This is a genomic window from Nannocystis sp. RBIL2 (assembly GCF_026626745.1).
In the GTDB taxonomy this organism is placed as follows: Bacteria; Myxococcota_A; Polyangia; order Nannocystales; family Nannocystaceae; genus Nannocystis.
The window spans coordinates 5,340,892-5,353,968 of record NZ_JAPNJW010000002.1 but is presented as its reverse complement, the minus strand read 5'-3'; the positions used below and the strand labels follow the sequence as shown (position 1 = coordinate 5,353,968).

Here is a 13,077-nt window from a genome sequence, read left to right as displayed (position 1 = left end):
GACGTGCGGTTCTGCCTGCTGCTGACGGGGACGACGAGCGACGGGGCGGCGCTGACTGTGCTGCTCGAGGCGGCGCCGTTCCTGGCCGAAAGGACATGGTCGGTGCTGCTCGACCGGTCGGGGCCGGGCAGCGCGCTGACCTGCGAGGCGCTCGATGCTGTCCTTGCGGACAGGCTCTTGCCGCGCGGGCTGCCGCTGGCGACCGCGGACGAGCAGGACGAGACGCTGGTGCTGACGCCGCTGCGCGGCGGGGCGCCGACGCGCTGGAACCTGTGGAAAGAGCGCGCTGCGCCGCGGTTGGTGGAGGCGCTGCGGCTGCGCCGGCTGGCGGGCGAACCACTGGTCGACGAGGCGTTGTTCGTGATGCGCTCCGACTCGGAGGCGCCGCGGCTGCTGCTCGAGCGGCTCTTGTTGCTCGGGCGCTCGGACGCGCAGGTGATCAGCTTCGTCGACGAGGCGGCGGCGGGCAGCTTCGCGGTGAAGGTCAAGGCGCCGCCGATTTATTTGATGATGGCGGCGCGCGACGGCGGCGGCGAGGTGGCGGTGTACGGGCGCAATGGTGGCAGTCCGCTGTGGGTCGCCTGGTCGTTCGAGCATCCGGCGGCGGGTCCGGCGGTGGCCTCGCTGGCGCGGATGAATCAGGCGGCGCTGGTCGACCGCGACGGTCAGTGGGTGCGCACGCCGGCGGAGTGGCGGGCGCGGACGATCCTCGACGCGGTGGCGCCGGAGCTCGAGGCGCCGCGGGTGGCGATGCGCTCGGTGGAGTCGGAGGTGCGGTTCCGGGTGCCGATCCGCCTGGCCCCGGCGGCTCTCACCGACCCGGACCTGTGGCTGCTGACGCCGGAGCTGTTGCTCGAGCTCGAGCCGCTGATCGAGGTGAGCACTGCCGACGAGCTGTCGCGCCTGACCGTGGCGCGGCTGACGGGCGCGGACGGGACTGTGTACCTGCTGCGCGAGCGGGTGCGGCCGGGGACGCCGCGCATGGCCGGGCGCGTGAGCGACACTCTCGGGGTGCCGGGTTACTCGCAGGTGGCGGGGGCCGACAACCTGTATGTGCCGACGGGCCGACGCTTGATGCCGGTGCTGCGGCGCGATGATTTGCGGGCGCTTCTGGGGCTCGAGCGGGCGCACACCGTGGTGGTCACGGAGGACCGCGACGGGCCGCGGGTGGTGACGATCGTCGAGGTCGACGAGCAGCCGCTGCAGCGGTGGATCGACTACGTGGCGACGGACCGCCGGCTCGAGCTCGACAAGCTGCTCGAGCGCAGCGTGTTCGAGTTCCCCGAGGTGACGATCGAGTGGCCGAAGGAGGCGCGGCAGCCGGCGCCGAAGAAGCCGGTGACCCGCGAGGGGCCGGTGAAGCGGGCGCCGCCGCCGAAGCCGGTGGTGGTCGAGGAGGCGGTGAGCGCGGTCGACGTCGACGCGGCGGCGCACCTGCGGGCGCTGCGAGAGCAGGTGCGGACGCTCGAGCGGCGGGTGATCGCGGGCGGCTGCGACGAGCCCGAGGTGTGGCAGGAGCTGGGCGAGATCAAGGCGGAGCTCGGCGACGGCGACGAGGCGGCCGATTGCTTCGAGATGGCGCTGCTGCACGGCGGGCCGCCCTACGACGCGCAATTGGCGAGGCGGCTGGTCGCGGCGACGCGCGGCAGTGATTCCGAAGACGCGCTGATGGAGTGGGTGGTGGCCGACCGGCGCACGCCGGCGGAGGCGAGCCGCCTGGGGGCGTCGCTGGTGGCTCGCGTGGCGACGCAGCGGCCGCCGGCCGACGAGTTGATGCAGCTGGCGCTGCCGATCTTCGCCGACCCGCGGCTGCCGGTGTCGCGCCGGCTGGCGTGGGCGGTGCTCGCAGGTTGGCACCGCCACGCGCGCGACCGCCTCGGCATCACGCGGGCGAAGGAGGCGATCGTCGGCGGGATCAACGAGCGCGGGCTGAGCGAGCTGCACGACCTGCCGCGGTTCGTGCGGCACGCGCTGGCGCGCGAGGGCGACGACCACGCCAACGAGGAGCCGGCCGAGGCCCGCGGCGATCGCCTGCAGCAGGGACAGTTGATCGCGCTCGAGGCGCTGTGGCACGAGGCGGCCCACGCAGGGCTGCCCGACATGGACGCGTCGACGGCCTTCCTGCGCCTGATCTTCGCCGTCGGGTTCGCGCGGCTCGGCGCGCGCGGGCTGGCTCAGGACCTCATCGCGCCCGTCGAGCTCGAGCTCGATGTCCACGAGATCCCCAACCGTGCGCTGTTCCGGCTGTACATGGCGCGCCTGGCCCACGAGAGTTCGGGCGGCAGCGCGGAGGTGTGGGCGGCCGAGGTGGGGCGGGTCGTCGAGGGCGTCCGCGAGCCGCGGCTGCAGCAGGCGGTGACGTGGCTGCAGAAGCGGTCGATGTGGCTGCGCACGAGCGGCGAGGAGGACACGGTGCCCAAAGCGACGCGCTACAAGCTGCCGCCGGGGGTCGACGTGAGCGGCCTGGCGGAGGTGGTGTCGCGCGAGCTGTCGGCGGGGACGCGCTCGTTCGACTACCTGCTCGCGGAGGCGGTCGACGTGTGCGTGCGGCGGGCGCTGGCGAGCGGCAGCGATGCGGTGGTGGCGGAGGTGCTGGCGAGCGCGGAGCCGGGCCTCGGCAACATCCAGATCTTGAGCCACCGCGCGGAGGCGGTGGCGGCGTGCATCCACGGGGCGGCGAGCCTCGGCGACGATGCGATGCTCGGGCGCCTGCTCGAGGCGCTGGTGAACATCGCCCGCAGCGAGAAGCTGGGGTCGGCGCGCGAGCTGGTGCGGGCGACCCAGCGCGGGCTGGCGGCGCTGCGCCGGTTCGGCGGGCTCGAGCCGGCGCGGGCGCTGCTGGAGGCGCTGGCGCGGGTGCACGCGTACACGTCGAGCGACCAGATCGCGCTGTCGGCGACGGTGGCGACCGGGTTCGTGCAGATCGGCGAGGAGCGAGTGGCCGACGAGGTGCTCGACTCGCTGTGCACGCAGGTGCTCGGCAACGGGCTCGACTATGTGACGCGGGCGCAGGGCGGGCTGGCGGTGGCGCAGGCGCTGCGGCACTGGCCCAACATGACGCGCGTCGAGCGGTTCCGCCGGTTCGTCGCCGAGCTGGCGGCGTTCCGCGACACGTTCACCGCCAGCCGCTACTTCGATACGCACAAGATCCTGATCTTGGAGGCGATCGTCGACAGCCTGGCGGACAGCCGTACCCGCCACAGCGACCGTGTGCAGGGCTTCCTCGACCAGGAAGAACACGCCCTGCGCCGGCGCATCGTCACCGACTGGAGCGCAGTATGTGGACGCTAGAGGAGCTCGAGCCCGAGATCGACGACATCCGCGCGCGGATCCAGCAGCACCGCCGGGGCCTGAAGGAGTACTTCGTGGCCCGCGACGAGGAGATCGATCTGGCGATCCTGTGCGCGGTGGCCCAGGAGCCGCTGCTCTTGGTGGGGCCGCCGGGGACGGCGAAGAGCGACCTGGTGGTCAAGCTGACGGAGAGCCTCGGGCTCGGGGCCGGCGATTACTTCGAGTACATGCTGACGAAGTTCACCGAGCCGAGCGAGATCCTCGGGCCGATCGACATCGCAGTGCTCAAGGAGGGGCGCTACCTCCGGCGCACGCGCGGGATGCTGCCCGACTGCCGGGTGGCGTTCCTCGACGAAATTTTCAAGTCGAACTCGGCGATCCTCAACACGCTGCTGACGATCCTCAACGAGCGCAAGTTCTACCAGGACGGGCAGCCGACGCCGGTGCGGCTGGTGATGCTGTTCGCGGCGACCAACGACATCCCCGATCAGAGCGAGCTCGAGGCGATGGCCGACCGCTTCATCCTCAAGATCGAGACGAAGCCGGTGAAGGACCGTCACTTCGAGGAGCTGATCGACGCGGGGGTGATGAACGAGTCGTACCGCGCGAGCGGACACAAGCCGTGGACCCGCGGGGCGGCGTCGCTCGACGACTTCCTGAAGCTGAAGCGGTTCATGGACCTGAGCTTCGGGATGGGCCGCGAGCCGGGCCGCGACCGGGCGCAGTGGTTCCCGCGGCCGGTGTTCGCGGAGATGCGGCGGATCGTGCGGGCGCTCGAGACGGAGGACAAGGTGCTGGTCAGCGATCGCAAGCTGGTCAAGCTCTACAAGGTCATTCGCACGCAGGCGTTCCTCAATCACGGCGGGGCGGTGCAGACGTCGGACCTGAACCTGCTGGCGTACGTGGGCAACCGCCGCGACGAGATCCCGGTGGTGGCGAGCAAGGTCAAGGCGCTGCTGGGGCTCGGCGGGTGAGCGCGTGGGCCGGCGACTCAGCCGCGAGGAACTGCTGCCGGCGCTGAAGGCGTGGGCCTACGTGAGCGGCTACGGCGGCTCGCTGGCGGAGTCGTTGCCGCCGGCGCTGGGCTGGCTGCGCGCGCTGTGGGAGGAGGGCTACGACGCGCTGCCGCTCGACCTCGTGCACGATCTGGGGACGCTGCTGGTCGAGGGCCGGGCGTTCGCGTTCGCGTCGAGCCGCGACCTCGCCGACTGGCCGGAGGAGGAGCGCGGCGAGCGGCTGGCCTACGAAGATCGGGTGCTCGGCAAGTGGGTGCTGGACCCGAGCGTGGGCGACGCGCACGTGGCGATCGCGGCGCTGTCGGGCGAGCTGCAGCCGCGAGCTCTGGCGCACGCGATCGGCCTGGCCCTCGGGCCAGCTTCGCGGCAGGCCGAGCTCGACGCGGGCAACCCGGCGATCTTGCGCTCGTCGTGGCGCGAGGCGCTGGCGCTGTGCGCGAGCTGGCCGGCGCGCCACGGGGCGTGGGAGGAGCCGCCGGTCGACGAGCACTGGCAGGCGTGGGCGCTGGCGATCCGGGCGGCGATCGTGGGCGGGCTCGGCGACGGCAAGCTGTTCTCGCCGGAGGACCTGTGGGAGCTGGCCCACCTGGCCGACCTGCCCAACGAGTCGAGCCGGCTGGCGCTGCGCGAGCTGCACGCGGCGACTGCAGCGATCGGGGGAGTGAACCCGAGCGTGGCGATGGCGGTGCGCCGGCGCGCGCAGGAGGTCGCGGTCGACGAGGAGGACGCGAGTCATTACCCGGCCGGAGGCTTCGACGCGCTGAGCACCCGCGGTCGGTTCGAGAATCTGGTGCGCAGCGAGGTGGCCTACGTCGATTCGGGGCGCGACGAATTGGGGGAGATCGATCTGTTCGACGTCCGCTTCGCCCAGGGCGAGCTGCTGTACTACACGCGCGACGAGAGCCCGCTGTTCGATCAGCGCCGCCGCGTGACGGTGATCGTGGAGCGGCCGCTCGACCAGCGGCACAAGCACCCCGAGCTCGAGGCGCAGACTCTGGTGCTGGTCGACGCGGCGACGCTGCGGCTGCAGGCCGACATGGTGCAGGTGTTCGGGCCGAGCGGGGCGGAGCTGCACCTGCGCTGGCGCACCAGCGGCAAGGCCGACGCGGAGGCGGCGGAGGAGGAGGCGCGGCTGATGGCGATGACCCTGGCCGACGACCTGGCGCACCGCCGGGTGACTCTGGCGACGATGACCGACTGGCAGGAGGCTCCCCCGCGCGGGCTGGTGGTGTTCGCGGCGCATCAAGAGGACCCGCGCGCGGGGGCGAGGGCGTGGGTGCGGGTCGGCGAGCCGCGCTGGGCGCTGGACGGCGAGAGTTTCGCGGTCGGCGAGCCGGGCGGGTTGCGGGCGCTGCTCGACGCGCTGCTCTTGCGGCTGTTCGCCTAACGGTCGGGCTCGCCGGCGCTCGAGTTCATCAGGCGGTCGCGGTAGAGCTTGCGGAACCGCAGCGTGGGCTCGTCGGTGCGGACCGAACGCTCCTCGCCGGCGGGCGGGACCTCTCGCGGCAGCGAGGTCTCGATGACGGCCCGATCCTCGCCGCCGATCTTTCGGCTGCCGCGGCCGAAGTAGAGGTCGAACAGGCGCGACCGCAGGAAGTCGCGGACCGTCACCATGATCATGTGGGTGGTCGTGTCGTCGACGGGGAGCACGGTCAAGATCAGCTCGAAGATCCGTCTGCCCGCGGGGAGGTGCAGATGCATGGTGTTGGGGAAGCGGTAGTCGAGGGTGATCGGCTGGGCGACGCCGTCGATCGCGGTCGAGGTCCGGGCGCCCCACGGCCGATCCTCCCAGGAGATGTCGAGCCGCGAGCCAGGGCGGAGCGGCAGGGCGTCGCGGAGCGTCCGCCGGTGGACGAACGGGAGGTGCGGCCAGTCGAGCGAGTTCTCCATGACGCGCGTCCAGTGGACGGCGAACGGCATGGTGAGGCTGCTGAGCGAGAGGCCGTCGCGCTGCAGCACGTCGGGGATGTCGGGCTCCGAGGGCGCTGCGATCCCGGGGGCCGTGTACAGCCACAAGAGCCCGCCGAGCTCGCGCACGGGCAACGGCGTCGCGCCGAGCCGCTCGCGCCTGGCGTCGGGGTTCCACGGGACGAGCTGATTGCTGCCGTCGCCGGCGAAGCGCCAGCCGTGGAACGGGCACTCGAGGCATCCGCCCTCGATCTTGCCGAGCGACAGGCGCACGCCGCGATGCGGGCAGCGATCGATGAGCGCGCAGGCCCGCCCCTCTCCGTCGCGGAACAGGACCACCCGCTCGCCGGCGACCTGCAACGGGAGCGGCGCGCGGCGCTTCAGGTCCCGGCCGAGGCCGACGATCGTCCAGACATTTGCGAAGCCGCGGAACATGGCTGACCTCCTGTCCCTTCTTTCACCGGCCCGGGAGGCGCGCCCGAAAGCCGCGTGCGGTGATTGTGCGGCCCGAGGAGCGCGAGCCCGGACGAAAGCGCGCCGGCGCGGCGAAGCCGGCGCAGCCTGACGAACGAGGGCGGCTTCGGCGGCCGAGGTGGTGCGGTCGCGCCCGTGTTCCCTTGCGGCGCTCAGGAGTGCGAGCGCGCGGACACGGTCACGCGTCACGACGGCGAGAATCGCAGCAGAGCGCGGAGGCAGAGCTCGAGGAGAACGAGCTCCCAATGGCGCGGGGCACGCTCAGTTGTGATCGAAGCATTCCCAGCAGGGGGTGCCCTCGACGCCCTGGAGGTCGACCGGGAACTCGCACAGCTGAGGGACCGTCGTCGACAGGGTGAGGTCGTCGAGCGGGTTGCCCCCGACCTGGATGTAGTCGCACTTGCTGAGCCAGGGGTCGTCGAGGATCGCAGCCAGAGCGGTGAGGTCGTTGTCGGTCAGATCGATCTGCTGCAGCGATTGATAGGCGGCCAGCGGGGTGAGGTCGGTGATCGCGTTGCCCGCGAGCGCGAGGTAGACGAGCTTCGCGGTGGCGAACTCCGGCGCTGCGGTGAGGCCGGCGGCCTCGGCCTCGACGGACTGCAGGGCAGGGTGCGCGGCGAGGCTGGTCATGCTGGGCGTGAACGGGTTGCCCGAGACGTCGAGGCGCTCGAGCACGGGCGCGCCGAGCAGCGGGGCGAGGTCGACGACCTGGTTGTCGCGCAGGTCGAGGTCGAACAGCGCGGGCAAGGCGAGCGGGGCGACGTCGACGACGTGGTTGACTGCGAGGTCGAGGTCGGTGAGCGCGTGCAGTCCGGAGAGCGGGGCGAGGTCGACGATCTGGTTGTGTGACAGGTCGAGCTCGGCGAGCGCGGTCATGCCGGCGAGGGGAGTGAGGTCGGCGATCGCGTTCTCTTCGGCCTGGAGTCGGGCCAGGGCAGTGAGGTCGGCGAGCGGGGCGAGGTCGGCGATCGCGTTCTCGGCCAGGTCGAGGGTCTGCAGGGCGCCGAGGCCGGCGAGCGGCGAGAGGTCGGTGATCTGGTTGCCGCTCACGTTGAGCCCCTGCAGGGCGATGAGGCCGGCGAGCGGCGAGAGGTCGGCGAGCTGGTTGTCGGACAGGCCGAGGCTCGTCAGGTTGACGAGGGTGGCGAGCTCGCCGATGTCGGTCAGCTCGGCGTTGCCGAGCGCGAGTGATTCGAGGCTGACGATCTGTCCGAGGCCGGTCAGGTCGAGGTTCGGGGTGCCGCTGGCGTAGAGCTCGGTCAGCGGCAGGCCGACGAGCGGGGCGAAGGAGGCGATCGGGTTCGACGAGACGTTGAGGAACTTCAGGTTGACGAGGCCGGCGAGCGGGGCGAGGTCGGTGACCTGACTGCTCGAGAACTGCAAATGCGTGAGCTTGGTGAGGCCGGCGAGCGGGCCGATGTCGGTGATGTCGGGGGAGTAGAAGGTGATCTCGGTGAGGCCGGTGAAGCACTCGAGGCCGGACAGCGAGGCGACGTCTCGGTCGGTGAGAAGGGTGTCGAGCGATTCGGCGAGTTCGACCGGGATCGGGCCCTCGAGGACGTCGAGGCGATGGCGCAGGTACTCTTCGAGCAGCGGATCGGCGATGACGATCTCGGTGCATTGCACTGCCGGCGGGGCGGTGGTGCCGGTGGTGGAATCGCCGGTGGTCGGATCGCCGGTGGTCGTGGTGATTTCGCCGGTGGTCGTCGGCGACGGTGAATCGGTGGTGCCGTGGCCGTCGGTGCCGTGCTCGCCGGTGGTAATTTCGGGCTCGCCGGTGCTGCCTTGCTCGGTCTCGCTGGCAGTGTCCGGGCCGCAGGCGAGGGCGAGGGCAAGAGCGAGCAAGGGCCGACGACGCATGCCCTTCAGGATGCCGGGACGGGGCGAAATGTCCATCGGCGGGCGATGGGGTGCGTGCCCGACGAATCACTGCCGGGCGGGGACGGAACTGCGGGGGGCTGGCCAGGGGCGAATGAGATGTCCTTCGAGACAGGTTGCGGCGGACGCCGCCGAGGTGCGCGTCAGCCTTCGCAGCCTTCTTCGTCGTCCGCGCGGGTGAGGGCGGGGACGAGCTGGATGGTGAGGTCGGTGAGGCGCCAGTCGAGCTCGCGGGCGACTGAGTGGACCTGCACGGTGCGCTGCAGCGGGGCGGACTCGTCGACGGGGACGACGTAGACCTCGCCGATGAGGACGTGGCCGTGCTCGCGCAGGCGGACGGAGGTGCGGCGGACCCACGGCAGGGCGGCGAGCTCGGCGGCGAGGCGGTCGGGCAGCGGGTCGTCGCTGCGGCAGGCGACGTCGCGAGGGCGACGGTCCATGAGGTCGCCGAAGGCGGCGAGCAGGTTGCGGCCGCCGTCGTGGGTGATGTCGATGGCGATCGCGCAGGCGGCCACCGCGTCGGCCCACCAGTAGCCGAGGCCGATGCCGATGACGCCGAGCATGCCGGCGGCGCCGGTCATCCAGTCGGCCTTGTTCATGAGCGCGTCGGTGTAGAGCGCCTTGTCGTGGAGGTCCTCGGCGAGGCGCAGCTTGATCCGCCCGAGGATGACCGTGGGCACGGCGCTCCACACGAGGGCGGCGAGCATGAGCCAGCCGAGCCAGAGGTCGCGGCCGAACAAAGTGGTGGTGCCGATGGTCGGCCGCTCGGCGCGGATCAGGGTGTAGAGGCTCTCGCCGAGCAGATAGATGCCGAAGCCGAGGAGGGCGACCGCGGCGACCAGGAAGGCGATGGTGACCGCGCGGTGGTAGCCGTAGCGATAGGTGTCGGTGGCCTCGCGCCGGCGCAGGCGGGCGGCGACCAGCACCGCGAACGGCGGGACCATGCCGAGGATGTCGTCGATCCACACCGTCTTCATCGCCTGCGACTCGCCCATCACCAGGGCGGTGAAGGCGATCGCGGTGACGAAGTAAAGCAGCGAGACCTGCTCGACCCGCTCGGCGCGGCGCATCGACGGCTCCTTGCTGCACGGGAGCTCGTGGGCCGGCGTGTGACCCCAGCGCTCGCTCATGAATCACCGCAGTCCGCCCGCCCCCGCGCGAGGGCGACGTCGATGTCGGCGCCGCCGAGGAACGCCTCGACCTGCATGGTCCAGGCGTTCTCGCCCGGCGGCAGAGCGAACACGTGCTCGCCGTCGACTGCGCGGTGGTAGGCGCGAGTGAAGCCGACGTCGTCGGCGTAAGGGCTGTCCGCGACGAGGCCGCCGATCACGAGGTCGTACTCGAAGCGCTGCAGCGCCGCGAGCAGGCGAGTCTCGCCGCCGAACGTGAAGGTGAGGTCGAGGCCGCGAGCGCGCGCGAACTCGCGGACGAGGTCGACCTCGGCGCCGGCGAGCGAGTGACCGTCGCGCCGGCAGGCCCACGGCGGCTCGTGGACGACGCCGACGCGGAGGCCGTGGAGGACCACGCGCTCGGCGGTGCCCTCGGGGTCGCGCGGCAGGTCGCAGGCGCAGGCGAGCCAGACGACCGCGGCGAGCCGCTCAGCCGTTGACGATCTCGCCGCCATTGGGGTGGAGCACCTGGCCGGTCATGTACGAGGCGTCGGCGCTGGCGAGGAAGACGAAGCAGGTGGCGCACTCCTCGGGCTCGCCGGCGCGGCCGAGCGGGCTGTCGCTGCCGAAGCTGGCGACTTTTTCGGGGTCGAAGGTGGAGGGGATCAGGGGGGTCCAGATCGGGCCGGGGGCGACCGCATTGACGCGGATGCCGTCGCTCGCGAGGTTGGCCGCGAGCGAGCGGGTGAAGGCGACGATCGCCCCCTTGGTGGCGCTGTAGTCGAGCAGGCCGCCGCTGCCGCGGTAGGCGGTGACGGAGGTGGTGTTGAGGACGCTGGCGCCTTCTTGCTTGCGCAGGTGCGGCAGCGCGGCCTGGGTCAGGAAGAACATCGAGAAGATGTTGGTGCGGAAGGTGCGGACGAGCTGCTCCTCGTCGATGTCCTCGAGCTTGTCCTTGGGGTGCTGCTCGGCGGCGTTGTTGACGAGGATGTCGAGGCGGCCGAAGCGGTCGACGACCTGGCGGACGGCGTCGCGGCAGAGCGCGCCGTCGCCGATGTCGCCGCGGATCGACAGGCAGGCGCGGCCCTCTTTCTCGACCTGGGCGGCGGTCTCGCGCGCGTCGCTGTCCTCGCTCAAATAGACGATGGCGACGTCGGCGCCCTCGCGGGCGAACAGCACCGCAGTGGCGCGGCCGATGCCGCTGTCGCCCCCGGTGATGAGCGCGACCCGGCCCTCGAGCTTGCCGCTGCCGCGGTACTCGGGCCGCTTGAACTTCGGGCGCGGCGTCATCTTCGACTCCTTGCCCGGCGGCTTCTGGGTCTGCTCCGGCCGCTGCTCTTCCTTCTCGTCGCGCTTCGATGCGTTGCCCATGGCTGTCTCCGGTTCGTCCTGGCGTCGTGGGCTGAGGTGCCGAGGGACTCGTGGCACAGGCGGCCTGACTGTCAACGCGGGGAGCCGCAAGCGAGCGCTCGGGCGTTCGAACACGGCAGGGCCCGCTGGCCGCGACGAAGGCGCGAAGAGCGGATGGAGCGTGAGCGCAATGTGCGCGATGTCGCCCATATGGCCGAAAGGGCAGGTGACAGCATTGGGCGGGCGAGCGGCCGATGTAAACGCCGCGGGCCGGATGGGGGGCGTCGACGGAGCGGTTCTGACTCGCCGGCGACGGCCGTTGATCGTGATCAGGGCTGCGGCTACCATGCCACCATGGTCGTCGACGCCGCGGCTCCGTCACGCTGGAGGCGACACGGCCGGATCATGCGCGTGCTCTCCATGATCGCCGGCGGGCTCTGCGTCATGCTGGTGGTGCACCCGAGCCTCGGCTACGCGCCGCGCGGCAGTGTCATCGCGGGCGCTGACCTGCGCTGGGAAATCATGGAGATCGTGTGGTGGTTGTTCTTGGCGATGGGGGCGACCGCTACCGTCGTGGTCGCGCTGCTGCCTTCGGCGACGCCGCGGCCGCTGTGGTACGCGGTGCCGTATATGCTCGGCGCGGTGGTCGCGTACAAAGTGCTGCCGATCATCGACCGATACTATTGAGATTGCCCGGCTGAGCGGGTGTGGTGTCCGGCCTCCGGCTTCACAGTCCATATCGAGCTCAAGGCTCCTCCTGTCCGGTCTGGATCCGAAGCGCCACGAGGTCCGCCGACGCGCGTGGCGATCTTGCCCGTGGCTCGGCCGCGTTGGCCCGGCTACGTTGACGAGGAGCAGCGTGCGGGTTCCTGTCGAACCGGCGATGGCTGCTCGCTTTGGAGAAACTATGGCAAAAAAGGATAAATGTTGCATCGAGCCGGCCGACCTCCGGCTCCTCACCCTCGATCAGGCCGGGCCGGGCGTGCACGCGATCTACTCCGTGCCGGCCGGCAGGGTGTTCGTGGTGACGTCGTGGACGATGTCGGTCGTCAATCAGGCGGCCGTCAGCACCCGCATGCTGCGGTCGGGCTCGCGCGTGGCGCTCAACCGGATCTTCGATCCCATGCGGCTGTTCAATCACATCACCTTCCCGACCGGAATCGCCTTCGCCGCCGGCCAGGACATCGAGCTCGAAGACTTCTTCAACTGGGCCGACCAACACACCCTCTACGGCTACGAAGTCGACGATTGATTCCCGTCCTCACCCGCCGCGCGGACCCTCGTCGCGCACGCCCGCAGAGCGAGCGGCCCGCGAGCTGCCGCGACTGCGGGCTCCGAAGCGATCGGCGAGGGCGCGGGAGATCCTGGCGAGACTGTCGTCCGCGGAGCACTGGCCGCGACCGGGAGGCAAGGGGAGGCCGCTGGCGCTCGCGCGGGCTGGATGGGAGACTCTGTTCTCCATGAGGGAGTCGTACTCCTACGTCGAGACGCCGGTGATTTGCCCGATCTGCGGCGCTGAATTTGAGAACACCGATGGGCACATCCGAATCGTGATCGGCGCGCTCGAGCGTTGGTACCGGATCGGCGACGCCATCCGGTGGGACAGGGAGACCGAACAGGAGCGGTTGCGGGTCGCCCCGCTCGCGCCGATCTATGCGTTCGATCTGGACGACGATTACTCCGTCTGGCGGTGCGCGCGCTGCAAGACGCTGTTCGACGCGCCGGCGGCGATCGTAGTAGCGAATCGCATCACGAGCGTCTGCCTGCTGACCCATGAGGAGACGCGGGCGTTGTTCGGGTTCGACCGCACGTTCTCGGGGATCGTCGGTTATCATCCGGCAGAGAGCCGATGGGTCATCGTCCAGGACTACGGCGATGGTTCGTGGAAGTACGTATGATGGCAGGATGGTGCCATTATTGACGTGGCTCGCGACTCGCGCGACGAAGCGGTCCGTCGCGCCGGCATGGCGAATCGTGCGACGCGAGGGGTGATGGGCGCGCTGCGCGTGGCGCGAGGCCGACCGCGAACACCGGCGCGGCGCTCGCCGGGC

Annotated in this window: 11 protein-coding genes; 6 read left to right on the top strand and 5 right to left on the bottom strand. The window is 71.1% G+C overall.

Annotated features, from left to right (window positions below):
- Nucleotides 1-3 precede the first annotated feature (3 nt).
- From OV090_RS46135 to OV090_RS46125, 3 genes are read left to right on the top strand one after another with little or no spacing between them, the layout of a single operon-like run.
- Nucleotides 4-3,291, top strand: a complete 3,288-nt coding sequence (locus tag OV090_RS46135; RefSeq protein WP_267711412.1) for a hypothetical protein — start codon at nt 4-6, stop codon at nt 3,289-3,291.
- Nucleotides 3,279-4,265: an AAA family ATPase gene (locus OV090_RS46130; protein WP_096329844.1), complete on the top strand. Its 987-nt coding sequence runs from the start codon at nt 3,279-3,281 to the stop codon at nt 4,263-4,265. The genes OV090_RS46135 and OV090_RS46130 overlap by 13 nt, the downstream gene beginning before the upstream one ends.
- A 4-nt stretch (nt 4,266-4,269) precedes the next feature.
- Nucleotides 4,270-5,694 carry a hypothetical protein gene (locus tag OV090_RS46125; protein ID WP_267711411.1) on the top strand — a complete coding sequence of 475 codons (1,425 nt, stop codon included), beginning with the start codon at nt 4,270-4,272 and terminating at the stop codon, nt 5,692-5,694.
- On the opposite strand, the gene OV090_RS46120 is transcribed toward OV090_RS46125, so the two are convergent.
- From OV090_RS46120 to OV090_RS46100, 5 genes are all read right to left on the bottom strand, one after another.
- On the bottom strand, nt 5,691-6,650 hold the full coding sequence (locus tag OV090_RS46120; RefSeq protein ID WP_267711410.1) for an aromatic ring-hydroxylating dioxygenase subunit alpha: 960 nt from the start codon (nt 6,648-6,650) through the stop codon (nt 5,691-5,693). The genes OV090_RS46125 and OV090_RS46120 overlap by 4 nt on opposite strands.
- A 300-nt stretch (nt 6,651-6,950) precedes the next feature.
- On the bottom strand, nt 6,951-8,549 hold the full coding sequence (locus OV090_RS46115) for a leucine-rich repeat domain-containing protein (protein ID WP_267711409.1): 1,599 nt from the start codon (nt 8,547-8,549) through the stop codon (nt 6,951-6,953).
- Between the two features lie 161 nt (nt 8,550-8,710).
- Nucleotides 8,711-9,697 (bottom strand): cation transporter, encoded by a 987-nt coding sequence (locus tag OV090_RS46110; protein WP_267711408.1) that lies wholly within the window; start codon nt 9,695-9,697, stop codon nt 8,711-8,713.
- Entirely contained in the window at nt 9,694-10,191 is a 498-nt protein-coding gene (locus OV090_RS46105) for a transporter substrate-binding domain-containing protein (protein WP_267711407.1), read from the bottom strand. Before OV090_RS46105 ends, OV090_RS46110 begins: the two co-directional genes overlap by 4 nt.
- A complete protein-coding gene (locus OV090_RS46100; protein ID WP_267711406.1) occupies nt 10,166-11,047 on the bottom strand; it encodes an SDR family oxidoreductase in 882 nt (293 codons plus the stop codon). Before OV090_RS46100 ends, OV090_RS46105 begins: the two co-directional genes overlap by 26 nt.
- A 333-nt stretch (nt 11,048-11,380) precedes the next feature.
- On the opposite strand from OV090_RS46100, the gene OV090_RS46095 reads away from it, so the two are divergent.
- From OV090_RS46095 to OV090_RS46085, 3 genes are all read left to right on the top strand, one after another.
- Nucleotides 11,381-11,713 carry a hypothetical protein gene (locus OV090_RS46095; protein ID WP_267711405.1) on the top strand — a complete coding sequence of 111 codons (333 nt, stop codon included), beginning with the start codon at nt 11,381-11,383 and terminating at the stop codon, nt 11,711-11,713.
- Nucleotides 11,714-11,933: 220 nt separating this feature from the next.
- The gene (locus tag OV090_RS46090) at nt 11,934-12,278 is read left to right on the top strand and encodes a hypothetical protein (RefSeq protein ID WP_267711404.1); all 345 of its coding nucleotides are present in this window, start codon (nt 11,934-11,936) and stop codon (nt 12,276-12,278) included.
- Between the two features lie 208 nt (nt 12,279-12,486).
- On the top strand, nt 12,487-12,924 hold the full coding sequence (locus OV090_RS46085) for a hypothetical protein (RefSeq protein ID WP_267711403.1): 438 nt from the start codon (nt 12,487-12,489) through the stop codon (nt 12,922-12,924).
- Nucleotides 12,925-13,077: the final 153 nt, after the last annotated feature.

Bases quoted from the DNA above. Each gene is read 5' to 3' on its own strand.
- OV090_RS46110 (WP_267711408.1), bottom strand. From the start codon at position 9,697: ATGAGCGAGCGCTGGGGTCACACGCCGGCCCACGAGCTCCCGTGCAGC.
- OV090_RS46130 (WP_096329844.1), top strand. From the start codon at position 3,279: ATGTGGACGCTAGAGGAGCTCGAGCCCGAGATCGACGACATCCGCGCG.
- OV090_RS46095 (WP_267711405.1), top strand. From the start codon at position 11,381: ATGGTCGTCGACGCCGCGGCTCCGTCACGCTGGAGGCGACACGGCCGG.
- OV090_RS46090 (WP_267711404.1), top strand. From the start codon at position 11,934: ATGGCAAAAAAGGATAAATGTTGCATCGAGCCGGCCGACCTCCGGCTC.
- OV090_RS46120 (WP_267711410.1), bottom strand. From the start codon at position 6,650: ATGTTCCGCGGCTTCGCAAATGTCTGGACGATCGTCGGCCTCGGCCGG.
- OV090_RS46105 (WP_267711407.1), bottom strand. From the start codon at position 10,191: ATGGCGGCGAGATCGTCAACGGCTGAGCGGCTCGCCGCGGTCGTCTGG.
- OV090_RS46100 (WP_267711406.1), bottom strand. From the start codon at position 11,047: ATGGGCAACGCATCGAAGCGCGACGAGAAGGAAGAGCAGCGGCCGGAG.
- OV090_RS46115 (WP_267711409.1), bottom strand. From the start codon at position 8,549: ATGCGTCGTCGGCCCTTGCTCGCTCTTGCCCTCGCCCTCGCCTGCGGC.
- OV090_RS46085 (WP_267711403.1), top strand. From the start codon at position 12,487: ATGAGGGAGTCGTACTCCTACGTCGAGACGCCGGTGATTTGCCCGATC.